Source organism: Brevundimonas sp. NPDC055311 (genome assembly GCF_053645695.1).
Map to the genome: position 1 here is coordinate 53266 of NZ_JBSHMV010000003.1, position 25360 is coordinate 78625.

Annotated in this window: 19 protein-coding genes and 2 riboswitches; of the genes, 14 read left to right on the forward strand and 5 right to left on the reverse strand. The window is 65.8% G+C overall.

Features of this window, described 5'->3' with window-relative positions; all coding sequences use genetic code 11:
• Positions 1-14: 14 nt before the first annotated feature.
• Both ACWIDZ_RS11285 and ACWIDZ_RS11290 read right to left on the reverse strand, forming a co-directional pair.
• A complete protein-coding gene (locus ACWIDZ_RS11285) occupies positions 15-2039 on the reverse strand; it encodes an FHIPEP family type III secretion protein (RefSeq protein ID WP_453989196.1) in 2025 nt (674 codons plus the stop codon).
• A gap of 53 nt (positions 2040-2092) precedes the next feature.
• The gene (locus tag ACWIDZ_RS11290; protein ID WP_453989197.1) at positions 2093-2833 is read right to left on the reverse strand and encodes a lytic transglycosylase domain-containing protein; all 741 of its coding nucleotides are present in this window, start codon (positions 2831-2833) and stop codon (positions 2093-2095) included.
• A 245-nt stretch (positions 2834-3078) separates the two neighbouring features.
• Between ACWIDZ_RS11290 and ACWIDZ_RS11295 the strand changes: the two genes are divergently transcribed.
• From ACWIDZ_RS11295 to ACWIDZ_RS11310, 4 genes are all read left to right on the forward strand, one after another.
• Positions 3079-4302, forward strand: coding sequence for an EscU/YscU/HrcU family type III secretion system export apparatus switch protein (locus tag ACWIDZ_RS11295; protein WP_291775195.1), 1224 nt, complete (start codon positions 3079-3081; stop codon positions 4300-4302).
• Positions 4299-4697: a flagellar biosynthetic protein FliO gene (locus ACWIDZ_RS11300; RefSeq protein WP_453989199.1), complete on the forward strand. Its 399-nt coding sequence runs from the start codon at positions 4299-4301 to the stop codon at positions 4695-4697. Before ACWIDZ_RS11295 ends, ACWIDZ_RS11300 begins: the two co-directional genes overlap by 4 nt.
• An 88-nt stretch (positions 4698-4785) precedes the next feature.
• Positions 4786-5448, forward strand: a complete 663-nt coding sequence (locus ACWIDZ_RS11305) for a hypothetical protein (protein WP_200166505.1) — start codon at positions 4786-4788, stop codon at positions 5446-5448.
• A gap of 97 nt (positions 5449-5545) precedes the next feature.
• Positions 5546-6304, forward strand: a complete 759-nt coding sequence (locus ACWIDZ_RS11310; RefSeq protein ID WP_343831435.1) for a DUF6683 family protein — start codon at positions 5546-5548, stop codon at positions 6302-6304.
• 189 nt (positions 6305-6493) lie between these two features.
• On the opposite strand, the gene ACWIDZ_RS11315 is transcribed toward ACWIDZ_RS11310, so the two are convergent.
• Positions 6494-7015: a hypothetical protein gene (locus tag ACWIDZ_RS11315; protein ID WP_343831437.1), complete on the reverse strand. Its 522-nt coding sequence runs from the start codon at positions 7013-7015 to the stop codon at positions 6494-6496.
• Between the two features lie 165 nt (positions 7016-7180).
• Between ACWIDZ_RS11315 and ACWIDZ_RS11320 the strand changes: the two genes are divergently transcribed.
• From ACWIDZ_RS11320 to ACWIDZ_RS11360, 9 genes are all read left to right on the forward strand, one after another.
• The gene (locus ACWIDZ_RS11320; protein WP_343831439.1) at positions 7181-7921 is read left to right on the forward strand and encodes a FadR/GntR family transcriptional regulator; all 741 of its coding nucleotides are present in this window, start codon (positions 7181-7183) and stop codon (positions 7919-7921) included.
• 135 nt (positions 7922-8056) lie between these two features.
• Positions 8057-10222 carry a polysaccharide lyase 6 family protein gene (locus tag ACWIDZ_RS11325; RefSeq protein ID WP_453989202.1) on the forward strand — a complete coding sequence of 722 codons (2166 nt, stop codon included), beginning with the start codon at positions 8057-8059 and terminating at the stop codon, positions 10220-10222.
• Positions 10222-12435, forward strand: a complete 2214-nt coding sequence (locus ACWIDZ_RS11330) for an alginate lyase family protein (protein ID WP_453989203.1) — start codon at positions 10222-10224, stop codon at positions 12433-12435. Before ACWIDZ_RS11325 ends, ACWIDZ_RS11330 begins: the two co-directional genes overlap by 1 nt.
• 46 nt (positions 12436-12481) lie before the next feature.
• Positions 12482-13768 (forward strand): MFS transporter, encoded by a 1287-nt coding sequence (locus tag ACWIDZ_RS11335; protein ID WP_453989204.1) that lies wholly within the window; start codon positions 12482-12484, stop codon positions 13766-13768.
• A 43-nt stretch (positions 13769-13811) separates the two neighbouring features.
• Positions 13812-14564 (forward strand): SDR family NAD(P)-dependent oxidoreductase, encoded by a 753-nt coding sequence (locus ACWIDZ_RS11340; protein WP_453989205.1) that lies wholly within the window; start codon positions 13812-13814, stop codon positions 14562-14564.
• Positions 14565-14579: 15 nt separating this feature from the next.
• A complete protein-coding gene (locus ACWIDZ_RS11345) occupies positions 14580-15824 on the forward strand; it encodes a GDSL-type esterase/lipase family protein (protein ID WP_453989206.1) in 1245 nt (414 codons plus the stop codon).
• Positions 15825-15846: 22 nt separating this feature from the next.
• Entirely contained in the window at positions 15847-17040 is a 1194-nt protein-coding gene (locus ACWIDZ_RS11350; RefSeq protein WP_454077659.1) for a GDSL-type esterase/lipase family protein, read from the forward strand.
• A complete protein-coding gene (locus ACWIDZ_RS11355) occupies positions 17037-18146 on the forward strand; it encodes a sugar kinase (RefSeq protein ID WP_453989209.1) in 1110 nt (369 codons plus the stop codon). Before ACWIDZ_RS11350 ends, ACWIDZ_RS11355 begins: the two co-directional genes overlap by 4 nt.
• 215 nt (positions 18147-18361) lie before the next feature.
• On the forward strand, positions 18362-21325 hold the full coding sequence (locus tag ACWIDZ_RS11360; RefSeq protein WP_453989210.1) for a TonB-dependent receptor: 2964 nt from the start codon (positions 18362-18364) through the stop codon (positions 21323-21325).
• Positions 21326-21699: 374 nt separating this feature from the next.
• Here ACWIDZ_RS11360 and ACWIDZ_RS11365 read toward each other — a convergent pair whose 3' ends face one another.
• Positions 21700-23061 (reverse strand): sensor histidine kinase N-terminal domain-containing protein, encoded by a 1362-nt coding sequence (locus ACWIDZ_RS11365; RefSeq protein ID WP_453989212.1) that lies wholly within the window; start codon positions 23059-23061, stop codon positions 21700-21702.
• Complete coding sequence (locus ACWIDZ_RS11370) at positions 23061-23780, reverse strand: response regulator (RefSeq protein WP_453989213.1); 720 nt, start codon at positions 23778-23780, stop codon at positions 23061-23063. Before ACWIDZ_RS11370 ends, ACWIDZ_RS11365 begins: the two co-directional genes overlap by 1 nt.
• A 20-nt stretch (positions 23781-23800) precedes the next feature.
• Between ACWIDZ_RS11370 and ACWIDZ_RS11375 the strand changes: the two genes are divergently transcribed.
• Positions 23801-24874: an ABC transporter substrate-binding protein gene (locus tag ACWIDZ_RS11375; protein WP_453989214.1), complete on the forward strand. Its 1074-nt coding sequence runs from the start codon at positions 23801-23803 to the stop codon at positions 24872-24874.
• Between the two features lie 219 nt (positions 24875-25093).
• Positions 25094-25178, forward strand: a riboswitch (glycine riboswitch).
• Positions 25179-25182: 4 nt separating this feature from the next.
• Positions 25183-25263: riboswitch (glycine riboswitch) on the forward strand.
• Positions 25264-25360 lie beyond the last annotated feature (97 nt).

Consider the following 25360-nt stretch of genomic DNA (forward strand, 5'->3'; position numbering starts at 1 on the left):
CAGGGTCCGTCGTTTCAGGCCGCAGCGGCCGTGGAGGCGGGGGGATTGGAGGGGGCGGGAACAGCCGCCGGCGTCGCCGCGTCGAGGTCGGGCAGGGCGACCCGGCCGACGATCTCGAGCTTCAGGCTGGGCAGGAGCTCATGGAAGGACAGGGCGGGGGTGTCGAACAGCTCCGGCTCGACCAGCTTGCGGATGTGACGGCGCAGGTCGATGGCGGCCAGCACGGCGTCGGCGTTCGTGTCGCGCACTGTCTTCTGCACGGCCTCGATGATCTGACGGGCCATGTCCGGCTCCAGCGCCAGTTGCTGTCCGGCGCCGCCGACGCGGATGGATTCGCGCAGGTGCTTCTCCAGCGCGGGCTCCAGCACGGCGGCCTTCAGCACGCCGTCGGGGGCGTAGCGGTGGCTGATCTGGCGACGCAGGGCCACGCGGGCGAACTCGGTCAGGGCCAGCGGATCCTTCTCGCGCTGACCGGCGTCGGCCAGGGATTCCAGGATGTCGCGCAGGTTTCGCAGCGGCACCTCTTCCTCGGCCAGGCGGCGCATGATCTCGGCGATGCGGGCCAGAGGCAGGGCGCGCGCGACCTCCTTGACCACCTCGGGATAGCTCTCGCCGGCGCGGTTCAGCAGGGTCGAGGCCTCCTGGATGCCGATGAACATCCCCGCGTTGCGGCGCAGCAGGCCGCGCACGCCGGCCAGCGTCGTATCCAGCGCATCCGGCGCCGGGCCGGGATCGCCCGCGCCCAAAGGGGCCTCGAACGCCATGAGCCGCCAGCGGTCCGCCGCCTCGGCCGGGCCGTAGCGCACCGTCACGCGCGGCAGGGCCACGCCCAGCGAGGCCTCGAACTCGTCCAGCAGGGTCTCCAGGGCGGCGGTCAGGCGCTCCGGATCGGTCGCGCGCAGGGCGCGGCCGTCGATCTCGAGCATCAGGGGCGTCATGGCGGCGCCTTCTGTCGGGCGTGTCTGGGTCGAGGCGATGGGACCGTCGGCTTCGGCGGCGGCGCGGCCGGTCAGGGCCTTGACCCTGCGCCCGGCCGACTTGCGCCAACGCGGCTCGATCATGACCGAGGCGGTCATGGCGACCGCGCCCAGCAGCAGGAAGACCACGGTCGGAAAACCGGGCACCAGGGCCAGCAGCCAGCACATGCCGCCCGCGACCAGGAAGACCTTAGGCTGGGCCGATAACTGGCGGTGCATCGAAGCGCCCAGGTGGGCGTCGGTCTCGGAATCGCCGCCGCGCGTCACCAGCAGGCCCGCCGACATGGCCGCCAGCAGGGCCGGGATCTGCATCACCATGCCGTCGCCGATGGTCAGGATGGAGTATTTCTGGACCGCCGCGCCGAAATCCATGCCGTTCTGCAACATCCCCACGGCCAGGCCGCCCAGCAGGTTGATCACCACGATGATGATCCCGGCGATGGCGTCGCCCTTCACGAACTTCATCGCGCCGTCGAGATTGCCGTTCAGCTTGCTCTCCATCTCGAGCAGGCGACGGCGGCGCTTGGCCTCGTCCTTGTCGATCAGGCCCGAGCGCAGATCGGAATCGATCGACAGTTGCTTGCCCGGCATGGCGTCCAGGCTGAAGCGGGCGGCGACCTCGGCCACCCGTTCGGCTCCCTTGGCGATGACGATGAACTGCACGACGGTGATGATCAGGAAGACCACCAGGCCGACGACCAAATTGCCGCCCGCCACCATGTTGCCGAAGGTGTTGATGATCGCCCCGGCGTGGCCTTCCAGCAGGATCATCCGCGTCGTCGCGATCGACAGCGCCAGCCGGAACAGGGTCGTGATCAGCAGCAGGCTGGGGAAGACCGAAATGTCGACGATCGAGGCGATGTAGATCGACACCAGCAGCATCACCACGCCCGCGCTGATGTTGATCGCCACCAGGGCGTCGATCGCCAGCGACGGCAGGGGCAAGATCATCATGGCGATGATCGCCGCCACCCCCGCCACCAGGAACAGGTCCGAATAGCGGCCGACGCCTCCGCCGTTATGGCGCAGGCCCAGCAGTTTCAGCGGGCTGGCGAAGGACATGGACGCGCCTTGTGGCTGCCGGCGGATCAGGCCGAACGGGAGATCGGTGAGAACTATCGGAAGGAGGAACGGCGGGCGGTGAGGAGCTGGTCGTAGCGAGCCATGACCTTGCGGACATAGTCCTGGGTCTCGCGGTAGGGCGGGATGTTGCGGCCGTAACGCTGCACGGCGCCTTCGCCGGCGTTGTAGGCGGCCAGCACCAGGCGCAGGTCGTTGCCGAACAGGCCCTGCAACGTCTTCAGGTAGCGCGAGGCGGCGCGAATGTTGGTTTCCGGTTCGTGCAGCCGCATCTCGTCGGCGACGCCGAAGCGACGGCCGGTGGCGGGCATCACCTGCATCAGGCCGCGAGCGCCGACGGGCGAGCGGGCGTTCGTGTCGTCAGCGGATTCCACGCTGATAATCGCCTGCAGGAGGGCCGGGTCGATGTCGTGTTCGCGCGCCGCCGCTGTGATCAGATCGCCGTGCGGAGTCCTGTTGCGATGCGGTCCCGCGCCGGTCGTGACACTTTCCGACCTGTAAAAAGCAACGGTTTCTGAGGAACCGATCACCTCGGTCGGCGACTCATTGTCGTAGATCAGCAGTTGCTGCGCCGCCTGAACCTCTCGCGGGGCGTGTGCAGAGCAAGGCGTTGATTCGACCGCTCCGCTTCCCAGCGCCAGGGAAAACTGGCTGACGGAAGCGGCTGAAGCGACCAGCTGCGGCGAGGCGATGCTACAGTCTTCCGCAATTGCGGAATGATTCCATGCAGTAATAACAAGTATTACTGTACCGGTTACCGAGCAAAATTGTCTCACTTCGTATTTCGCCCGAAGCTATGTGAATTTCGATCTTGTGTGACAGCGATATTATTGCTCATGAATGTTGTCAACGAGATCGGTAATGAAAATTTTTGCCAGTAGGGTTAACCCTAGCTTGCTTTTTTTCTGAAGCGGTCAGGGTTCGGATAAAGTGTAAGCTTGACCATAAGCTTTGCCGTTTCTGTATTCGGCAAAGCTCGTTTTTGATGTTTTTCATCCCTGTTCGATGAAGCGGAGCGCGCGTGGCGGAGAAGAACGACGGCGGCGACAAGACAGAGCGGCCGACACCGAAACGGCTTCAGGACGCGCGCAAGAAGGGCGACGTCGCCAAGAGCAAGGACGTCGGCTCCACCGCCGTGCTGCTGGCCTGGCTGCTGGTCGGCCTGATGCTGGCGGGGGCGGTGTTCGCGAATTTCGCCGCCCTGTTCGACGATGTATTCCGCGTGATGGACCAGCCGTTCGGCGACGCCTTCGAACAGGTCGCCTGGTCGGCGGCGCGGCGGTTCGTCTATCTGACGGCGCTGTTGCTGCTGCCGGTGGCCCTGTTCGCGTCGCTGATGGAGTTCCTGCAGACCGGGCCGGTCTTCACCCTCGAGAAGATGACGCCCAAGCTGGATCATCTGAATCCCGGCGAGGGGCTGAAGCGGATGTTCAACACCGACAACCTGTTCGAGGTGGTGAAGTCGCTGGTGAAGACGGCCTTGCTGCTGGGGCTGGCGGGGCTGATCCTGTTCGGCCAGTTCGATCGCATCCTGCGCCTGCCGGCGGCCCAGCCGGGCGAGGTGCTGGGCGCGTTCGGCGCGGCGGGCTTTCACCTGCTGGGCTGGACCCTGGTCGTGTTCGTCTTTGTCGCCATCCTGGATTCGGCCTACCAGCGCTTCAGCTTCATGAAACGGCTGCGGATGAGCCGACGCGATATCCGTCAGGAGGCGAAGGACATGGAGGGGGATCCCACGGTCAAGGCGCGCCGCCGCGAACTGGCTCAGGAGTGGGCTCAATCCAGCGCCGTCGGGTCCGTGCGCGGCGCGGCGGCCCTGGTGGTCAATCCGACCCATATCGCCGTGTCCCTGGCCTATGATCCCGGCGAGCACGTCGTGCCCGTGGTGGCGGGCAAGGGCGACGGCCTGATCGCCCGCGCCATGCGCGGCATGGCCGAGCGCGAAGGGGTGCCGATCATCCGCAACGTTCCCCTGGCCCGCGCCCTGCACGAACAGGTGCCGGTCGAGGCCGTGGTGCCCGAGGACATGTTCGCCGCCGTCGCCGAGGTGATCCTGACGGCGCGCCGCCTGCGCGATGAAGCGGCGCGCGGCGAGACGCTCGACCCAGTCGATCTGACCGACGAGGTCGAAGGTCAGGGCGCAGATCCGGGCGAGGGCGCTGCGGTTGAAGCCGCTCCTGTCCGCAGCGGTCCTCTCTTTCCCGCCATGCCCGACGACGGCGTGGCTTCCTCTCCGGAGACGCAATGACGCCGTTCGCCTTGTTGATGGACTTTCTGACCGTCCTGGTCGCGCTCGCCCTGGTGCTGGGGTTGGCCTTCTTCTCGATCCGCATGTTGAAGAAGGTCCAGAGCGGGGCCCCCAGCGGCGATGAGATCCGCTTCATCCGTTCCCTGCCGTTGGGCACGCGCGAACGGGCGACCGTGGTGATCTGGCGCGACGAGGTGCTGTTGCTGGGCGTGACGGCGGGCGGGATCACCGTTCTGGACCGCCGCGCCCGCACAGTCGAAGAGACCGCCGAGGATGCGGCCCGCGCCGAGGCCGCGAGCGTCCAGACAGCGGCGGTCGCCGCCCGCGTCCCGTCGCGTCTGCGTCGTTGGCTAGGGAAGTCCCTAGCTGGGGAACGGCCTGACTACCGACGATAAGGGACGGGTGGTTTCGTGAGGTCGTCGGGTTTCCGGGCGAGGCGCCTGGCCGGCGAACCGGAAACGCACACCATTCGGAGAAAAGATCATGTTCGGCATCGGCGGCGGCGGCTTCAATATCGGCAGCCTTATCAGCCAGGCGGCCCTGGCGGTCGCGACGGGCGGCACCTCGGCTCTGGTTCAGGCGGCTCTGACCCAGGTCGTGTCGTCGATCGGCCAGCAGGTCCTGCAACAGGTCGGTCAGGCTCTGGGCCTTCCGCAGTCGGTGATCGATCTGTCGATCGGCGCTTTCGCAGCCGCGACGGGCAATACGGGCGGCGCCTTCCAGAGCATCGGTGAATCCGCGGCGGGCCTGGCGCAGGCTACCGGAGGCGGCGCCTTCGAAGCCGGCGGCATCGAACGTCAGATGAACGACATCGTTCAGGATCTGGTCGACAAGACCCTGGAGAAGGCCCGCACCGGCGGCCGCGATGAAGAAGGCAACGCCATCCCCGGCGGACTGAACGGCAAGAGCTTCATGCTGCGCCTGGCGCTGGCGCTGGGCAGCGTCCTGGACGCCAAGATGGAGCGCATGGCCGAGATCGGCGAGAAGATCGACGCCGAAAGCCAGAAGAAGAAGCCGAAGATGGGCAGCCTGTCCGCCGAGATGACGGCCGTCGGCAAGGAGTTGGATTTCGTGTCCCAAGCGCTGAACAACGCCCTGAAGTCGATCGGCGAATCCGCTTCGACCCTGGCTCGCAAGCAGGGATAAGGCCGAAAAGGCCGATTTGTGGAACGGCGGGCGAAACCTTCGCCCGCCGTTGTGCTTTTGAGGAATGAGCGTTTTTCAGAGTGATGGAGAGGCGGAGATGAGCGGCAAGCAGGTGTTTCTGGCGGGAGCGGTCGCAGCGGTTCTGCTCTGCGCGTCCCAGACTCAGGCTCAGGACTACGCCTTCCAGGGCTTCGCGACGGCGGACGCGATGAACCAGATGCACGCCGCCATGCGCGACAACATGATGGAGCCGTCCTCTCAGGCGCGTGCTCCCGCGCGAGGCGGAGTGGCGGCTGGAGCGGCGGCGTCGGGCCGTCGCGCCGCCGCCTCTGCCCGCACCACATATCAGTCGTCGCCGGCCATCACGCAGCGCGTCAAACGCCAATTCGCGGACTTTGTCCGCTCGACAGGCGGCGACGGGGCGGGAATCGCGGCGGCGATGGATCAGCAGGACTTCTTCGCCCGCTGGGGACAGCACGTTTCACAATACGGCTTGCGTCGCGGCGATGTGGCGGACGCCATGACGGCCTACTGGATGCTGAACTGGCAGATCGCCAACGATGTGAGATCCGTCAGCAGGGCTCAGGTCCAGAGCGTTCAGTCGCAAGTTCGCGCCATGATGGGCGACAATCGTTCCTTTACAGGCCTGAATGACGCGCAGAAGCAGGAGATGGCGGAGGTTCTCATCCTCAACTTCATCGCCCAGAGCGTCGCCTATGAAGACGCCATGCGGGACAATGACGCGACGATGCAGCGTCGCCTGCAGAACGCGGCGACGACACGGTTCCAGAATGAGATGAACGTCGACCTGCGCCAATTGCGACTGACCGGAAACGGGTTCGTAGCCGCTTCTTGAAAGGGGCAGGGCGGGAGCCCGGAGGCCAAACCCTCGTCTGAGAATATGCGGAGCGGTCTCTCTCCGGGCCTTATGGTCTATGGGGCGGCTGGATTGGCGACCGTAGCCCTCGCCGTTGCGGCGATTGGCGCGGCCTTGCTTCGGCGACGGTAGGGTGAGGCGGGGACGCCCGGAGGACGGGCCCGGCGCTCACTCGGGAGATCCGGTCCTGCGGTAGAAGCCGTCGATATCGGATCCCATGCCGCAGAAACGGGCTGCGGCTCCGCCATCCTGAACGAACGCGCCCTCCGGCCCCATGCGGACTTGAATAACCGGTGCGTCCGCCCCGATGTCGGCGGCGGTGATCACGTTCAGTTCGCCCTCGAACGGAACCACGCGCGCAGCGATGACGTCCTCTCGGTTCTGCAGCCCGACCGCCTGAAGTTCACAGTCGGCGGCGGTCGCGGGGCCATTCGGCACGCCTCCGGCCCGGAAGGCGACGCGCCAGCCGGCGCTCTCGCGATTCAGGGTCATGGTCGCGTCCGCCGGTTCGTCGCGCTTAAACAAGGCGTCGTCGGCGGCGACGCCAGCCGGTGCTGTATCCGTCATGACTCGAGGCGCGGCTTGCGAAGCTTCAACTACAGGCTTCTCGTTGGGAGCGCTGTCGGGCGACGGGCTGCAGGCCGTCAAACCGAGGAGACCGATGGCGGCGGCGGCGGACAGGATGTGCATGAAATCCTCGCAAAATCGACGCGTTAGGCAAGGAAGCATATCCAGATATGAGCAACGGACAACATATGGACGAACAGTATCCCGGCCTTCTTCCGCTCTCACGGCTGGCGAACTCGGGCACCAGACCGATTGGCCTGACGCTTCGGTTCCTCTAGACTGGCCATCATGAGCCAAAAACGTCTCTTCCACGCGGTCGCCGACCAGATTCTCCAGCTCATCGCCGATGGAGGCTACGGACCTGGCGCTAAACTACCCGGTGAGCGGGAGTTGGCCGAACGCTTCGGTGTCAGTCGCGTCACTGTGCGTGAGGCGGAGGTGGCGCTGCAAGCTCAAGGCAAGCTGGCGATCAAGACAGGGTCGGGCGTCTTTGTCTGTTCGGCGCCGCAACCGGCCGGCGCCCTGCCGGCGGTCAGTCCTTTCGAAGTCACCGAGGCGCGCTCTCTTTTCGAGTCGGAGGCCGCGGCCTTGGCCGCGTCGGTCATTACGGATGAGGCGCTGACGCGGCTGGACGAACTTGTCACGGCCATGGGCGGGACTAACCCCGATCTGGACCCTGACGCGGCCGATCGTGAGTTTCATCGCGTGATTGCGGCTTCGGCCAATAACGCCGCTGTGCTGCACACCATTGAGACGCTGTGGCGGATGCGGACGGAGGTTCCGGAGGTTAGCGCTGCGCATCAGGCGGTGTGCGAGATCGACGATTCGTCGCGTGTGGATGAGCATGCGGCCATCCTCAACGCCTTGAAGGCGCGTGATCCGGCGGGAGCGCGGCGCGCCATGCGGACCCACTTCAACCGCCTGCTGGCGGCTATGCTGGACGCCAGCGCCGCCTCGGCGCTCGAGGCGCTGGAGCGCCAGATGGCGGCCAGCCGAGAGCGTTTCCTGATTAGCACGCATTCGGTTTAGACCAATTGGTCTAGTTTTTAGTTCATTTTCTTATGACCAAGAGGTTGCCTTTGGTGGCCTGACTGATAGCTTTCTCCAGCGGATGCGAAACCGCGAACAGGTCCGTACCAAAGCGGGCCGGAGGGGGAGGCGATCATGTTGTCGAGATTGGCGCTTGCGGCCGCCTTGCTGTGGGCTGGGGCGGCGACCGGCCAGACCACGACCTTGGTGGCGACGCCGGCGGAGTATCAGCGGGTTCTGCGCGACGTTAAGCCTGGCGACGTCATTGTCCTGAAGGACGGGGTGTGGCGCGACTTCCAGATCCTGTTCGAGGCTGAGGGCCGGGCTGGCCAACCGATCACCCTGACGGCCCAGACCCCGGGCGGAGTGGTGCTGTCGGGCCAGTCCAACCTCAGGCTGGCGGGACGTCAACTGGTGGTGTCCAACCTGATCTTCCGCGACGGCTGGTCGCCGACGGGGGAGGTTGTGTCCTTCCGCCGCTCCAAGGAGCATCGGGCCGTGGATAGCCGCGTCACGGGCCTGGTGATTGATGGCTACAACAAGCCCGACCGGGCCACGTCCGACAATTGGGTGGCGCTGTACGGCCACGACAACCGGTTCGATCACAACCATCTGACCGGCAAGAACAACGTCGGGACCACGCTGGTCGTCGTTCGCGACGAACAGCAGGGGCTCGATAACCGCCACCTTATCGACCACAACTACTTCGGCCCGCGCCCCAACCTCGGTTCCAATGGCGGCGAGACCTTGCGCGTGGGAACCAGCGCCGACTCCCTATCGGCGTCTAACACCGTGGTTGAGAACAACTGGTTCGAGGGCGCCGACGGCGAGGTCGAGATCGTCTCGAACAAGTCGGGCGGCAACACCTATCGCGGCAACGTCTTCTTCCATTCGCGCGGGTCCATGGTCCTGCGCCACGGCGACGGAAACCTGGTCGAGAACAATGTGTTTCTCGGCGGCGGCAAGCCTCACACCGGGGGCATCCGCGTCATCAACCGCCACCAGACTGTGCGGAACAACTATATGGAGGGGATCACCGGCGATGGGTTCACCGCTGCGCTGAGCGTGATGCACGGCGTGCCCGATTCCCCTATCAACCGCTACCACCAGGTCGTCGGCGCGGTGATCGAGAACAACACCATCATCGACGCGCGTAGTCTTTTCCTGGGGGCGGGCATGGACGCCGAGCGTTCGGCGCCGCCCATCGACAGCCGGTTCGCGCGCAACCTGATCGTCAGTTCGGACGGCCACGATCCGATGCGGAGGCTGGGCGACCTGTCGGGCGTCATTTTTGCGGACAATGTCCAGACGGCGCAGCGGGATATCGCCTTGGTGCGCGGCGCGAACGGGTTGCTGGTTCCAGAAACGTTGCAAGGCGCAGGCGTCTCGCCCGATCTGACCATGATCCCGCGCGAGGCGACGGGAGTGGCCTGGTATCCCAAGGATGTTCAGGTCGTTCGCCTGGATCAGGGCGTCGGGATCGCCGTCGGGCCGTCCGAGGGTGCGCTCGAGGCCGCTGTCGCTGCCGCCCGTCCGGGCGACGTGCTGGTGCTGGCGCCAGGCCGGTATTTAGTCGACCGGACCCTGACCGTCGGCGCGCCGCTGACGGTGCGGGGCTCGGACCAGGGTGGGGTCGAGATCGTCTTCTCGCGACCTTCTCTGTTCGAGGTGGCCAAGGGCGGCTCGCTGAAGCTGGCGAGCCTGTTGGTGACGGGCGTTGACGCCCCTGACGAGACCGGCAACGCCGTGATCCGGGTGGCGCCCGGTTCCAGCGCGGCGAACTTCGACCTGGTGCTGGAAAGCGTCGAGGTCCGCGACCTGACGGTCAATCGCGGCTTCGGCGTGATCGCCCTGGGCAAGGGCGTCATGGCCGACCGGGTGCTGCTGCGCGACGTGCGGGTGGACAACATCACCGGCTCGGTGATCTCGGCCGCCGCCGAGACGGACAACCGGGGCACCTACAACGCCGAACTGGTTCAGATCGAGGGCGGCGCCTTCAGCCGCATCGGCGGGGCGGTCGTCGACCTCTATCGCGGCGGCACGGACGAGAGCACCTTCGGACCGCGCCTGGTGGTCAAGGGGGCGAGCTTCGAGCGTGTCGGCTCGGCCGAGCGGCCGTCGATCCTGATGCGCGGCGTCCAGCACGCCGAACTAGTCGGCAACACCCTGACCGACAGCGGCGCGATCAGCTTCTCCCACCGCGTCGGCGAGCCCGTGCTGGCGGTGGCCGGGAACCGCCTGGTCCGCACGCCCGAGATGCAAACCGACATCGCGCCCGTCGCGGCGACGGAGGATTTCTGATGCTGCGCGCCCTGCCCCTGACGGCTCTTCTTCTCGCCAGCAGCGCGCTGAGCGCCCAGACGGCGACCGCCCTCGTCGCGCAGGCCTCCGCCCCGGCCACGGCCGAGACCGCGTCCGTTCTGACCACGCCCCAGGAGTGGCGGCGGATGGCAGAGGCGGGCTCCGCCTATCCTCTGTTCGCCGTCGAGCGCGAGCGGGTCGAGGCGCTGGTCCGCGCGGCCATGGCGGATGGCGTCAATGTCCCGATCCCGCGCGATCCTGGCGGCGGTTACACCCACGAGCAGCACAAGCGGAATTATCAGGCCATCTACAACGCCGGGGCCCTGTATCGCCTGACCGGCGACAAGGCCTACGCCGACTTCGCTCGCGATCTGCTTCTGGAATACGCCAAGCTCTATCCGACGCTGGGCGCGCATCCGGCAGGCCGTGGGCAGATCCCGGGCCGCCTGTTCTGGCAGACGCTGAACGACTCGGTCTGGCTCGTCTATTCGATCCAGGGTTATGACGCGATCCGCGAGACCCTGACCGCCGAGGAGCGTCGCCGCATCGACGGTGACGTCTTCCGTCGCATGGCCAGCTTCCTGTCGGCGGAGACGCCTGAGAATTTCGAGCGCATCCATAACCACGCCACCTGGGCCGTCGCCGGCGTCGGCATGACCGGCTATGTGCTGCGCGACCGCGACCTGTCCGACAAGGCCCTGACCGGGCTGAAAAAGGACGGCTCGGCCGGCTTCCTGACCCAGATCGATCAGCTCTTCTCGCCCGACGGCTATTACGAAGAGGGGCCCTATTATCAGCGCTACGCCTTGGCGCCCTTCATCATCTTCGCGGGGGCCATCGATCGGAACGAGCCGGGACGCGGCATCTTCCAGCGTCGCGACGGGGTGCTGCTCAAGGCCGTGGATACGCTGATCCAGTCCAGCTACGGCGGCTATTTCATCCCGATCAATGACGCCATCCTCGACAAGGGACTGGACACCGAGGAACTGGTGACGGGAGTCGCCTCCGTCTACGCGCGCACCCAGGACGCGGGGCTGCTGTCCATCGCGCAACGGCAGGGGCGGACCCTCCTGTCGCCGGAGGGTCTGAAGGTGGCCGAGGCGGCGGCTTCGGGCGCGGCGCAACCCTACGCCTTCCGTTCGGTGTTGCTGAGCGACGGTCCGGACGGGACGCGAGGCGCGTTGGCGATTTTGCGTGCGGGCGGCGAGGACGGTCAGGCCCTGGTCCAGAAGGCGACCGCCATGGGCATGGGGCATGGCCATTTCGACAAGCTGAACTGGCTCTTCTACGACAACGGCCAGACGGTGGTGACCGACTACGGCGCCGCGCGCTTCCTCAACATCGAGGCCAAGGCCGGCGGCATCTACCTGCCCGAGAACACCAGCTGGGCCAAGGCGACGGTCGCCCATAACACCCTGGTGGTGAACGAACGCAACCAGTTCGGCGGCCACTGGCAGACGGGCGAGGATCACCCGCCTCAGGTGCTCTTCTTCGACACGCCCGAGGGAACGCAGATCGTCTCGGCGCGCCAGGCGGGAGCCTATGACGGGGTGACGTTCACGCGCACCCAGGCTCTGGTCGAACACCCCGAACTGGAGCAGCCGGTTGTCATCGACCTGCTGCGCGTCACCGGCGAGCGCCCGGCGCGCTATGATCTGCCGCTGCACTACAACGGCCACATCATGAAGTTGGGCTTCGAGGCCGAGCGCATGGTGACGGACCGCCCGGTCCTCGGCGCAGCCGACGGCTATCAGCACCTGTGGGTCGATGCCGTCTCCCAGCCGTCGCAGGACAGCCGCAGCCTGACCTGGCTGCTGGATGGCCGCTTTTATACCTGGCGTTTCGCCTCGAGCGTTCCCGCCCAGGCCATCCTGGCCGAGAGCGGCGCCAACGACCCGGACTTCAACCTGCGCCGCGAGCCGGCTCTGATCCTGCGGGCGGACGGCCAGAAGGACGCGACCTTCGTCGGCGTGCTGGAGCCGCACGGCCGCTACGACGGCCGGGCCGAAACCGTGGTCGGGGCCGACAGCGGCATTCGCGACTTGCACAGCGTGCGGGGCGCCGACGCCGAGGTGGTCGTCGTGACGCTCGCTTCCGGCAAGACGGTGGTCCTGGGCGTCGCCGACGATCCGTCGCCTCGCGCCGCTCACGCCGTCACGGCGAACGGCCGAACCTGGCGTTGGACCGGACCCTGGGCGCGACTGGATCAATAGAGAGGCCGGCGCCGCGCGCAACCGGCCCGACAAGGGAGGACCAGACATGCAAAAGAGATCCGCCGTCCGGTGGGCCATCATCGCCATGATCGCCGTGGCCACGGTGATCAACTACATCGACCGCAACGCCCTGGCGGTGATGTGGCCGGAGATCGCCGGCGAGATCGGCGCGACCAAGGAAGATTACGCTCTTCTGGTCACCATCTTCATGCTCTTCTACGCGGCGGGCCAGTTCGTTTTCGGACGGCTGTTTGACCGTATCGGCACGCGCCTGGGCTTCGCCTGGTCGATCGGCCTGTGGTCGATCTCGATCGCCCTGCACGCCACGGCCAGCAGCATCGCCTCCTTCGGCATCTTCCGCGCCATGCTGGGCGTCAGCGAGGCGGGCGCCTGGCCGGGCGCGGTCAAGGCTAACGCCGAGTGGTTCCCGCCCAAGGAGCGCGCCTTCGCCCAGGGCATCTTCAACGCCGGGGCCTCGATCGGGGCCATCGTCTCGGCTCCCTTGATCGCCTTGCTCTTCCTGTCGCTGGGCTGGAAGGGCACCTTCCTGCTGGTCGGCGCCCTGGGCTTCATCTGGGTGCTGCCGTGGCTGGTGATCTATCGCGCCGGGCCGGACAAGCACCCTTGGGTCAACGCCGCCGAGCGCGCGCTGATCCTGGACGCCCCGGCCGAGACGACCGTCGCGACCGAGGCCGAACCGGCCAAGGCGCCCAGCCTGAAGCAGATGATGTCGCACCGGCAGAGCTGGGGCATCGTCCTGGCTCGCTTCTTCCTCGACCCGATCTGGTGGCTGTTCGTCTCCTGGCTGCCCATCTACCTGGCCGAGACCTTCTCCTTCGACATCAAGCAGATCGGCATATTCGCCTGGGTGCCCTTCGTCGGGGCCATGCTGGGCAGCCTGTTCGGGGGCTGGCTGTCGGGACGTCTGATCGCCTCGGGTCGCTCGGTCGACCGGGCCCGCAAATGGGTTATCACCCTGGGCTGCCTGATCATGGCGCCCGCCCTGCTGGGCGCGGTGCTGGCTAATGATCCCACCGTGGCCGTGCTGACCATCGCCGCCGTCCTGTTCGGCTTCCAAGTCGCCATCGGCAACATCCAGACGCTGCCTGGCGACGTCTTCCACGGCAAATCGGTGGGCTCCCTGGCGGGCGTCGGCGGCATGGCCGCCGTAGCCGGAACCTTGATCACGACTTGGCTTGTGCCGGTCATGACCAAGGCCTCCTACGCCCCGATCTTCATCCTCGTGGCCGCGCTCGTGCCGCTCTGTCTGGTCGCGATCTGGGTCGTGACCGGTCGCATCGAAAAGGTCGATGTTCCGTCGGCGCGCGGTTGATCCCTTCCCAATCATCACTTTGCTTTCAAGGACTAAGAGCGAAATGAAACTCAACAACAAGGTGGCCATCGTCACGGGTGGCGGACGCGACATCGGACGCCAAGTGTCGCTGAAGCTGGCCGCCGAAGGCGCTAAGGTCGTGGTCAACTACGCCAACGACGCCGCCAGCGCCGAAGAGACGCTGCGCCTGATCGAGGCGGCGGGCGGGACTGCCGTGCTGCATCGCGCCGACGTCACCACGCCCGAAGGCGTCGATGGCCTGGTGTTGGCCGCTCATGCGGCGTTCGGCCCCGGCGTCGATATCCTGGTCAACACAGCCGGGGGCATGGTGGCTCGCAAGCCGCTGCTGGAGATCGACGACGCCTTCTACGACAGCGTCATGGACTTGAACTTCCGTTCGACCTTCCTGACGACGCGAGCGGTCGTGCCGCACATGTCTTCGGGCGCGGCCATCGTGAACTTCGCCTCCCAGGCGGGGCGTGACGGCGGCGGCCCCGGCGCCTCCCTCTATGCGGTGTCCAAGGCGGCGGTGATGACCTTCACCCGCGCCATGGCCAAGGAACTCGGTCCCAAGGGGATCCGCGTCAACGCCCTGTGCTGCGGCATGATCTCGACCCGTTTCCACGACGATTTCACCAAACCCGAGGTGCGCCAGGCCGTGGCCAACGGCACGCCGCTGCGTCGGGAAGGTCGTCCCGAAGAGGCCGCTGATGTCGCGGTCTTCCTGGCGTCGGACGCCGCCGGCTTCATGACCGGCGCCAACGTCGACGTGAACGGCGGCACCTACTTCTCCTAAGGCATAAGGCGAGCGATGGCGGGCGAACCCATTTCACAACGCAGAGCGGCGAGGCGGACCCTGGCGGGCCTGGCTGCCGGTCTGTGCGTGACGCTGGCGGCGCCCGCCATCGCAAGCGCCCAGGTCTGGGTTCCGGCGTGGCTCGCCTCGCCCATGCCGTGGCGGAACGAGTCCGCCGCCAACGGCGCGCCGCCGCTGCTGCAAAACGTCACCCTGCGGCAGGACTTGCTGATGGCTTCGGCGGCGACGGCGGTGCGCGTCCGTTTCAGCAATGAACTGGGCGAAGGGCCGCTGGTCATCGGCCGGGCCGAGGCGGGGGTGAAGGGCGAGGCGGCGCAGCCCCTACGGTTCGACGGCGCGACCCATGTGATCATTCCTCTGGGCGGCTTTGCGCTCAGCGATCCACTGGTTGTGGCCGTTCCTGCCTATGGGGAACTGACGGTCAGCGCCTACCTGCCCGGAGAGACCCGACCCGCTGTTCGGCTCGGCCCGGTGAGGATCGCCTCGGGCGACGCAACGCCCGGTGACGCGGCCCCGCTTCTGCGCGGCCAGGGTGTCGTCTCGGCCGTGCTGGCCGAGCGGCCGACGGCGCCCGTCGCGGTCATCGTCGCCATCGGCGATTCCATCACCGAAGGCGGATCGACGACCCTCGGCGCCCACCGCGCCTGGCCGCACCAGTTGGGGCGCCGTCTGGAGGGCGCCTGCCCGGGCGCCTTCGTGGTGGTGAATGCTGGGATCGGCGGCAATATGGTGGCCTCGGACGGACGCTCTCCCTCTCTCGTTTCGCGGCTGGAGCGTGACGTTCTGACCATGCCCGGTATTACTCATGTGGTGCTGATGGCCGGCCTCAACGACGTGCGCCAGAAAGGCCCTGCGCGCGATCGTCCGGGCGCGGGGGTGGACGATGTCGCAACCGGATACCGGCAGGCCGTTGGGGCGCTTCAGGCCCAGCGCATCAAGGTCATCGGCGGGGTGCTGACGCCTATCCTGGCCTCGCCTGTGGCAGAGCCTGCCATTCCCGGTCCGACCACCGACGACAAACGCCGTGCGCTCAACACCCTGATCCGCCAGGGCGCGATTTTCGACGGCGTCATCGATTTCGAGGCCGCACTCGATGATGTCGCCCGTCCCGGTCGCATCCGTCCCGGCGCGCATCGTGAAGACGGCTACCACCCCAATGACGAAGGCCATCTTCTGATGGCCGAGGCGATTGACCCCGACATCTTCGCTCTCAGTCCCTGTTCACCGCCGAGGCCCTGACATGATCCGTCCGTTTTCTGTCTTGCCTTGCAAAGCCGGTCGCCGTCGCACGGCCCTCCTGGCCCTGACCCTGGCCGGCGTCGCCTGGGGCGCGGCGGGCGCGGCCTCGGCTCAGGTGTGGAGCCCGGTCTGGACCGCCTCGCCCGCGCCTGATCGCAAGGACGGCACGCCTGAGGCGCCCGTGCAGTTTGCGGGACAGACGGTCCGCCAGGATATGCGTCTGGGCGCGTCGGTGCGTGCGCTTCGGTTGCGCGTCAGCAACGAACTGGGCGATGCGCCGCTGCGCGTGGCCGACATGCGCCTGGGCCTGGCGGGCGAGGGCGGTACGGCGCCGGTTCTCTTCGACGGGCGCAGCGAGGTGACGATCCCGGTCGGTTCCGTCCTGATCAGCGATCCTGTGGCCCTAGATGCGCCGGCCTTCGCACAGGTTTCGGTCAGCCTGCGCTTTCCCGACCCGACCCGTCCTGCCGTGCGCCGCACCGTCGTCCGGATAGGGCAGGGAGAGGCGACGCCCGGCGATGACGTCGCCCTGGACTACCGCCAGAACGTGATCTCCGCCGTCTATGGCGAGCGTGAGACGGCGCCGATCGTGGTGGCGGCCTTTGGAGACTCCATCACTGAGGGCGCGACGGCCACTCTGGGCGCCGAGCGCGACTGGCCCAGCATGCTGGCGCGTCGTTTCGAGGCGACCTGTCCTGGCCGATTCGTGGTGCTGAATCAGGGCATCAGCGGGAACAAGCTGCTGGACCACGGCCGGTCCCATTCGGGCTTGGCGCGGCTGGATCGGGACATCCTGGCCCTGCCGCAGATCGACTACGTCATCCTGCTGGAAGGCATCAACGACATCCGCCACGGGGGCGACCCCGCCAAGCCGGGCCGCAATGCAGCGGACATGGTTCAGGGCTATCGCCAGTTGGTCGCCCGCCTGCGCGACCACGGGGTGAAGGCGGTCGCCGGAACCCTGACGCCGTTCAAGGGATCGGAGCGCTATGACGCTCCGTCGTCAGAGGCGCGTCGGGTCCTTAACGCCTTCATCCGCGACGAAGGCGCGTTTGACGGCGTCGTGGACTTCGATGCGGCCGTGCGGAATCCGGCGGATCCAGAAAGCTTCCGCGCGGGCGCGGCTCGTCCCGATATGCTTCACCCCAATGATGAGGGGTATCGATTGATGGCTGAGGCGGTCGATCTGTCGCTGTTCGGGTGCGACGCGCGATGAGCGAGGCGAAGCATTCGTGGGCGCTGTCCGACGGCGGCTCCAGACGGTGGGATCTGGCCGCCCTCGGCGAGGTGATGCTGCGCCTGGATCCGGGCGAAGGACGGATTCGCAGCGCCCGCGCTTTCAACGTTTGGGAGGGCGGCGGCGAGTACAATGTCGCGCGGGGGCTCAGCCGGACCTTCCGGCGGCCGACGGCGGTGCTGACGGCCCTGCCGCGCAACCCCCTGGGCGCCCTGGCCGAAAGCTTGATCGCCGAGGCGCGGGTGGACGTCGACGCCATCGTCTGGCGCGACTACGACGGCGTCGGGCGCGAGGCGCGAATGGGCCTCAACTTCACCGAGCGCGGCTTCGGCGTCCGGCCGCCGCAGGGGGTGTCCGACCGAGCGTACTCGGCAGCGTCGGCGCTCGACCCGCAGGCGTTCGACTGGGACGATGTTCTGGGCGCGCGCGGCGCGCATTGGCTGCATACCGGCGGGGTCTTCGCGGCATTGTCGGCTGAAACGGCGCAGACCGCCCTGGCGGCTGTGCGTGCGGCGAGGCGCCTCGGCGTCACCGTGTCCTACGATCTCAATTATCGCGAGAGCTTATGGCGCAGTCATCCGGACCCCGAGGCCCTGCGCGCGATTAACCGGGCTATCGTGGCTGAGTGCGATCTGGTTTTTGCGGATGATCGGGGACTGGCCGCCTGCCTGGGTCTGGTCAGCGAAGAGGTCGGGCGGCGCGCCTGGCCGACCGATCCGGGGCCGCCGTCCAACGCCGCGCAGATGGCTTTCGACGCCTTCCCTCAGCTTCGGGGCGTAGCCTACACCCTGCGTGACTCGAAGAGCGCCACGGTCAACGGCTGGCAGGGCGTGTTCCATGAGCGGGACGAGCGATACGTCTCCATGGCTCGACCGGATCTGGAGATTCTGGACCGCGTCGGCGGGGGCGACGCCTTCGCCTCGGGCCTTATCCACGGGCTCATGGCGGGAGAGCGTCCCCAACAGGCGGTGGAACTGGCGGCCGCCCACGGAGCCTTGGCGATGACAACGCCCGGCGACAACGCCGAGACGGATCTGACTGAAATCGAGGCGCTTATTCGGGGCGAGCGCGGCGGCAGCCGCTGAGGAAACGAGTGTTCGACCCAAGAATAGACCAATTGGTCTATTAAATTAATCCATTGTGGTCCGAAAAGAGGTTGACAGACAGGTAAGGCCAATCCAGCGTTCGGATAATAAAAAAACGCACTGGGAGGCACGCGATGAGGCAAATGGGGGATGCTGGCGTTCGAGCGAATTCCGGCAAACGATTTACGGCGATACTGCTGACGACGACGGCGCTGATGGCGGCCGCTCCGGCGTTCGCCCAAAGCGTTGAGCCGGATCAGGACGAGGCGGGGAACGTCGACGTCACTCAGGTCGATGAGATCGTCGTCACCGGCATTCGCGCGTCGTTGCAGAACGCCCTGTCGCAGAAGCGCAACGCCGCCAACCTGGTCGAGGTCATCGAGGCCGAGGACATCGGCAAGCTGCCGGACCAGAATCTCGCCGAAGTGCTTGAGAACGTCACCGGCATCCAGATCACCCGCGAGGCGGGCGTCGGGCGCGGCGTGCAGATTCGCGGCACGGACGCCAACCGGGTCGAAATCAACGGCGTCTCGACGGTGGGGTCGGGCTCGGGCCGGTCGGGCATCAGCTTCGACGATCTGGCGGCCTCGATGATCAGCTCCGTGCAGGTCATCAAGGTGCCGGAAGCCAAGACGATCGAAGGTTCGGTGGGCGGCACCATCAATCTGCGGACCATCCGCCCGCTGGACTTGAAGGATCCCCTGTTCGCCTTCCGCGCCCAGACTGAATACAGCGACCTGTCGGATACCCTGACGCCGCGCTATTCGGGCACGATTGGCAAGCGCTGGGACACGGACTTCGGTCAGTTCGGCCTGGTCGGCAGCTTCAGCTACGCCGAGCAGGACGTCGCCGCCTTCCGCCCGCGCGTCGACCGCGATGCGGTCGTCACTCCGGACTCGGGCCGTCTGAGCGCCGAGGCCTTCCCCTTCATGCGCATCCAGTTCTTCAATCAGGATCTGGATAATTTCGAGTATGAGACCAAGAATTTCTCGGGTTCGGCGGAGTGGAAGCCGAAAGACAATCTGAAATTCTACTTCGACATGACGCTGAACGATCAGCAGCGCGCCGAACAGAGCTCGACCGTCCAGATCTCGACCATTTCGGACAACGGCGTGGTCGACAACACGACGAACACCGCCTTCGAAACCGTCAACCTGGGCAAGGTGCAGGGTCCGAACGGGACGATGGATCTAGGCTCCGTCCAGGCGGCGCTGAAGGGGCTCATCCTGCCTCGGACGGACGGCAATCTTGCGCCCTATCTGCGCACGACCAGCGATACGGGCTCGCGCGTAACCGAAAGCCGCGTGTTCGCCTTGGGCGGCGAGTGGGATCTGGAGCGTTTGTCGCTCAGCGCCCAGGCGTCCTTGTCGACCTCGGACTCGGTCTTGCCCAGCTTCAATACGACGCTCGAATTCGTCAATCCCAACGGTCCCCAGCCGGTCCGGGGCGTGTCGCTGGCCAACGGCGTGCCGATCGAGTTCGACCTGAGCGGCGGCACGCTGCAATTCGGCATCGCCCAGGGGCAGCTCTCGACGCCCAGCACGGCCCAGTTGCTGGACCCCGCCAACTATCGCCTGCATCAGGTGTCGCAGGGTCGTAGCGTTCGCGAGAATGAAGAGAAGGCGTTCCGCCTCGACGCCTCCTACGCCATGGACGGCATTGTGCCCTTCATCAGCTCGATCGACGCGGGGCTGCGCTGGAACGAGACCAGCGCGCTCAATGACAACGTCACGGGCAGCACCAACTTCACCAACATCGACTCGTCCTTCTTCCGTCCCAGTGGCGACCGCTTCTCCAACCTGCTGATCGCCGGCCCGAACAACTTCAACGCGGCCGATGATCGTCGTCTGTATTTCTCGGACTTTCTGATCCTGGACGGCGCCAAGGCCTTCGGCGATCCGGCCGGAACTCTGGCCGACATCAACGCCGCCATCGCGGCCAGCAACGCCGCCAACGGCTCCAATATTCCGCTGATCGGTCAGCCGACGTCGCAAGCGAGCGCCTTCTTCGAGATCACCGAAAAGACCAGTACAGCCTATCTGCAGGCCAATTTCGACACTGAAGCGTTCGGCATGCCTGTGCGCGGCAACGCCGGCGTCCGTTATGTCAGCACCGACCTCAGCTCGGTCGGCAATACGGTCGCCAGCGGCACGGACGCGAGCCGGTCGGTGCACAACACCTCCTATGAATTCTGGCTGCCGCGCTTCAACCTCGTGGCCGAGCCGCGGGAGGACGTGATCATCCGCGCCGGCGTCGCCCGTGATATTCGCCGACCGGACTTCAACCGGCTGTCGTCCTCGGTGACCTTCGCCACCAGCGAGAACACGGCGGTAAACCGCGGCAATCCGAACCTGGAGCCGGAAACCGTCCTGTCGTTCGACCTGTCGGCCGAATACTATTTCGCTCCTTCCAGCCTGATCAGCCTCGGCGTCTTCCACAAGGTGCGCGACAATCTATTCGCCAGCGTCACCGAAAGCCCGCCGGACAACGCCGTGAACGGCGTGGTGAACCGAAGCCGTGATCCGTCCTGCCCCGGCGGCGGCATCTACAACCCGATCGCCGTCATCAACGTCAATCACCCGGACAAGGGGCAGACCGGCATCTGCGTTCCGCTGACGTCGATGTTCAACGTGGATGGCGAGACGACCCAGACGGGAGTCGAAGCGGCCTTCCAGTACGACCTGTCGCAATGGGAGGATCGCCTCGGCTGGATGTCCGGCTTCGGCTTTATCGGCAACTTCACCTATCAGAAGACCGGCGGAAACGTTGACAGCTACCGGACCATCGGCCTGACGCGGAACACGACCCGCGACCTGGGCTTCGATCCTCTGCCGCAGGATCGCGTCGAGCTGGAGAACCTCTCGAAGTACTCCTACAATGCGACGCTGTTCTACGAGCGGGGCGGGCTGAGCGCCCGGATGCGCTACACGTGGCGTTCCGACTTCATCAACACGGAAGCCTTCACCTCAGCCTTTGACGTTCCGCGTGTCAGCGACGACCGCGGACAACTGAACGCCAGCGTCAACTATGAGATCAACAGCTGGGCCACCGTGGGTCTGGAGGCGATCAATCTGACGCGTGAAGACGCCAATGAATACTGCATCAACGACGATGCTCTGCTGTGCTACAACGGTCTGACGGACCGCCGCATTGTCGCGGGGCTGAGCTTGCGCTTCTGAGGGACGCTAGGCCTTCCGCTCCGTAACGAGATGGAGCGGAAGTCTCGCGCCAATCTAAGTATGCGTCGAGCCATGGCTTTCAGCCGACTGTTAGGGGCAAGGGCGGGGCTGAGAACCGCAGGTGCTGATCGAGTCGGCTATAGCTGCCTTGCTCTGACGCCATGGTTTGCTTGCTCCGGCGGCTTTCGAAGCAGCCGAAGCCAGAGGCTGATGTCGACGTCTCGGTTCATCCACACTGCAGGCTGGCCAAGAAAGCTGGCCGGGACAAACATGTCGTGGATGTAACCGTGCCAAGGGCGACGCACCTTAACCGAGGAAGCGTCAGCATTCTCGACACAACCGACGCAGCGGCAGCTCTCAGCGAGGCTGTTAGATCACGAAATGTCGAAGCTTAGCGTGACGATCAAGCCCTTCTTTGTCGATCGGTTTCGGATGGAGAAGCCGCCGCCTTGGGCTTGCGCAAGGGATTCGACAATGGACAAGCCCGGACCCGCCCCACAGGGTTTTCGCGTTGCGCTAGGCCGATAGAAGCGCTGTGACAGGCGCTGCAGATCCTGAGGGGCTACTCCAGGGCCATGGTCCCATAGAGTCAACTGGGCGATATCGCCCTGGACATTGACCTGAAGCATGATCGGCGGGAGGCCGTAACGGCGGGCGTTATCGAGCAGATTGGTCAATTGCTCGACGATCAGATCCTCGTTTCCGCGAACCAAAACCGTTTCCAGGGGAAGTCGAAGCCGAAGGTCGTCGCCAGAATGGCTGCGGCAGGCGGTGCGGACGGCGCGGCCGAGATCGGCTTCGCCCGCGAAACGCACGCCGTCGGCGCGAGCGACGGCCAGCAACTGATGAACGAGGCGGGTCATGTAGCCCGCGCTCTGCCGCGAGTCCTCCAACAGGCGCAGCTCCGTTGCGCTCCAACTGCGGTCCGAGTTCGCCAACAAGTCCAGATTGGCGGCGATCACTGTCAGCGGGGTGCGAATCTGATGCGAGGCGTCGGCTGCAAAGCGCTGGATCCCGGATGTGGAGCGTTCCAGTCGCGCCAGAAGATCGTTGTAGGCTGAGATCACGGCCAGCAGTTCACGCGGCGCCAAGTCGGTCGGCGTTGGAGCGAAATCATGAGGCGTCGCCGTGGGGCGCGCGGCGAGATGATCGGCCAGACGTCGCAAGGCGCTTAGCCCCCAAGTGAGACTCGGCCAGATGAGCAGGGCGGCAAGCCCGACGAGCATGGCGAGAAACAACAAGAGGTTGCGGTGCAGTTCCGCCATGTCCGCCCGACGTGAATCCAGACTTTGAGCGACCGAGACGGAGACGACGCCCTCGCGCCCCGGAATGGCGACAGATTGCTGAGCCATACGCAACGGAACATTGTGCGCGGTCAGATAGGCGAAGCGCGGATGGTCGGTCGACAGCCCTGACAATAGGGGCAGCTCTTCATAGCCGGTGATCAGCTTGCCGCTGTCCCGCACGTTGTAGAAGACCGCGTCCCGTTCGGGGTTGTCCAGCAAGGCCAACGACCACGGCTCGACTTCCGCGATCACCTCGCCGTTCTCAAGCGTGACGCTTTCGAGGATGGTCTGCATGGCGCCTGCGAGCAGGCGGTCCGCAGTTCGTTCGACCACGCGATGGGTCGTCCACATGCCAATGGCGAGAAATAGAACCGCAAAGGCCGTCAGGGGGGCGATCTGCGCCAGGAACAGACGACTGATCAGGCTGTGATGCTTGAGAGATCTGGCCATCAGAGATCGAGGCGATACCCGCGACCGCGGATATTGACCACGGCGGGTCCGTCGGGCTGCAATTTGCGGCGCAGACGTCCGATATGCACTTCTAAAGCATTGGGCGAGGGCGCCTCGTCCTGGGGAAAGACCTCCGCCGCAAGCATGTCCCTGTCCACGACCTGGCCGACGCGGGAAGCCAATACCCGCAACGCCGCCCATTCGCGGGGACGCAAGGCCAGGTCGCGGTCGCCGACCATGACGCGTCCGGCTTCCCAGTCACAGGTCATGGCGCCGATCATGACGGTCTCTGCGGTTCGTCCTTGGCGACGGCGTGCGATGGCCCGCAGCCGCGCCGCCAATTCGGCGGGGGCGAAGGGTTTCACCAGATAGTCGTCAGCCCCCAGATCCAATCCCGCCACCCTCTCGGTCAGCCCGTCGCGCGCCGTTAACATCAGCACGGGCGTGGTCGAGCCCCGGCGTCGGAGCGCGCTCAAGACCTCGAAGCCGTCGATATCGGGCAGGCCGATGTCCAGAACGGCCGCGTCGAAACCCCCGTTCGCCTCCAGGGTCAGGGCTTCAGCGCCATACTCGGTGCAGCAGGCGGTGAAGCCGGCGGCTTCCAGACTGGCCTTGAGAGAATGCCTGAGCGCCTTGTCATCTTCGACGACCAGTATTTTCATGGCGACCGGCTGGGTGGGAGGGAGTGACTTTGCGGAACCTAAAGCGGCGCGCCGCAAAGTGGAACTGGCCGGCGAGCTTGATACGACTTCTCGTCGTGCTGGCGGTCGCGGCGACCGCGACCTGCGTTCGCGAACCGAACGGGCCTGCCACAGATCCGCTGACCCGCTGGAGGGCGCAGCGCGAAGGGTGCCTGGTCGTCTATACGAACACCAGCATGATGCAGCCGGTCATCGACGCTTTTCAGGACCGATGGCCGATGATCAAGGTGCAGGTCGTGGATCGCAACTCGTCCCTGATCGCTGAGGAGGTGAAGGCGACGGCGGATGCAGGGCGACCGGGGGTCGATCTCGTTTGGTCCTCGGCGATGGATCAGCAGATCAAGCTGGTCAATGACGGCTACGCCCAGACCTATCGCTCACCGCATCGTCGCAGTCTTCCCGACGGCGCCATATGGCGGAGTCAGGGCTTTGGCCTGACCGCCGACCCGATCGTTTTCGTCTACAACCGTCGATTGTTGCCTGCGGACGCGGCGCCACGTAGTCACGCGGAGCTTCTGCGTCTTCTGAGCACGAAGCCCGAGGTGTTCGCCGGGCGGACCACCCTATATGACGTCGAGCGCAGCGCTGTCGGCATGATGTTGTTGTCTGCGGATATCCAGGCCTATCCAGACGCTTGGCGGTTGATGGAGGCCTTGGGCCGTACGGCGCCTCGCCTTGATACATCGGGGCATAGAATGCTGGGCCAGATCGCCGACGGCCGGAAGGTGTTCGCTTATAACGTCAATCGCTCCTTCGCGGTCGGCTTTGCTGCGGATCATGACGAGGTGGCGGTGATCGTGCCGTCGGACTATCGACTGTCTGTGTCGCGCGTCGCCTTTATTCCGCGCAACGCCAGCCACCCGGCGGCGGCGCGGCTGTTTCTGGACTTCCTTCTGTCGCGTGAAGGCCAGGAACTCATCAGCCGGACCGGCGCGGGCCCCGTTCGTGTGGATATGGCGGATGTCGCCGCTTCTCACGGGCTGAGGTCCATCCGTGTCGGTCCTGGTCTTCTGGCCAACCTCGATCAGTTACGACGTCGGCGCTTGATCGCCCAGTGGCGGACAGCGATGGTCGGAGCGGAACAGGCGCCAGACGATCCCTTCGCGCCATGATGGGCGATCGCGCAATCCTGTGGATAACTCTCGCGCGCGGTTGCTGACATCTTCCTGTCACCTTTCTGACACCGCGCCGCTAGGCGGCCCGCGCCTCGCCGCACGATTAGGTCGAGCAAGGACAATCTTAGCGTATGCTTGCGTAGTATATGCAAACTAAGCAATAAAATTGCCAAAAATGTCGATTTGACAGGCTTTGTGAGGCGGTTTCCTACTGGTTTTTGCAGCGCGGGAGAGATCGAACTCCGACGCCGAAGGCGCAACCGCCCCGGAAACGCTCAGGCAAAAGGACCGTGCTGCGCGGGAAACGCTGGAGAGAAGGCGGCCTTCGGGTGCGCCTCGCCGAAGGAGCAAGGGGCGACCCGAAACTCTCAGGCCCGATGACAGCGGGGGCGGTCAAAAGGCGCGTCAGTCGCCGCTGGTCTCTTGTCCTTGGGAGGGGACGCCGTCGCCATGAGGAACTTCGACTTGTCCAAATTCAATACT

Bases quoted from the DNA above. Each gene is read 5' to 3' on its own strand.
- ACWIDZ_RS11285 (WP_453989196.1), bottom strand. From the start codon at position 2,039: ATGTCCTTCGCCAGCCCGCTGAAACTGCTGGGCCTGCGCCATAACGGC.
- ACWIDZ_RS11340 (WP_453989205.1), top strand. From the start codon at position 13,812: ATGAAACTCAACAACAAGGTGGCCATCGTCACGGGTGGCGGACGCGAC.
- ACWIDZ_RS11300 (WP_453989199.1), top strand. From the start codon at position 4,299: ATGACGCCGTTCGCCTTGTTGATGGACTTTCTGACCGTCCTGGTCGCG.
- ACWIDZ_RS11325 (WP_453989202.1), top strand. From the start codon at position 8,057: ATGTTGTCGAGATTGGCGCTTGCGGCCGCCTTGCTGTGGGCTGGGGCG.
- ACWIDZ_RS11310 (WP_343831435.1), top strand. From the start codon at position 5,546: ATGAGCGGCAAGCAGGTGTTTCTGGCGGGAGCGGTCGCAGCGGTTCTG.
- ACWIDZ_RS11335 (WP_453989204.1), top strand. From the start codon at position 12,482: ATGCAAAAGAGATCCGCCGTCCGGTGGGCCATCATCGCCATGATCGCC.
- ACWIDZ_RS11360 (WP_453989210.1), top strand. From the start codon at position 18,362: ATGGCGGCCGCTCCGGCGTTCGCCCAAAGCGTTGAGCCGGATCAGGAC.
- ACWIDZ_RS11315 (WP_343831437.1), bottom strand. From the start codon at position 7,015: ATGCACATCCTGTCCGCCGCCGCCGCCATCGGTCTCCTCGGTTTGACG.
- ACWIDZ_RS11345 (WP_453989206.1), top strand. From the start codon at position 14,580: ATGGCGGGCGAACCCATTTCACAACGCAGAGCGGCGAGGCGGACCCTG.
- ACWIDZ_RS11365 (WP_453989212.1), bottom strand. From the start codon at position 23,061: ATGGCCAGATCTCTCAAGCATCACAGCCTGATCAGTCGTCTGTTCCTG.
- ACWIDZ_RS11355 (WP_453989209.1), top strand. From the start codon at position 17,037: ATGAGCGAGGCGAAGCATTCGTGGGCGCTGTCCGACGGCGGCTCCAGA.
- ACWIDZ_RS11320 (WP_343831439.1), top strand. From the start codon at position 7,181: ATGAGCCAAAAACGTCTCTTCCACGCGGTCGCCGACCAGATTCTCCAG.
- ACWIDZ_RS11305 (WP_200166505.1), top strand. From the start codon at position 4,786: ATGTTCGGCATCGGCGGCGGCGGCTTCAATATCGGCAGCCTTATCAGC.
- ACWIDZ_RS11330 (WP_453989203.1), top strand. From the start codon at position 10,222: ATGCTGCGCGCCCTGCCCCTGACGGCTCTTCTTCTCGCCAGCAGCGCG.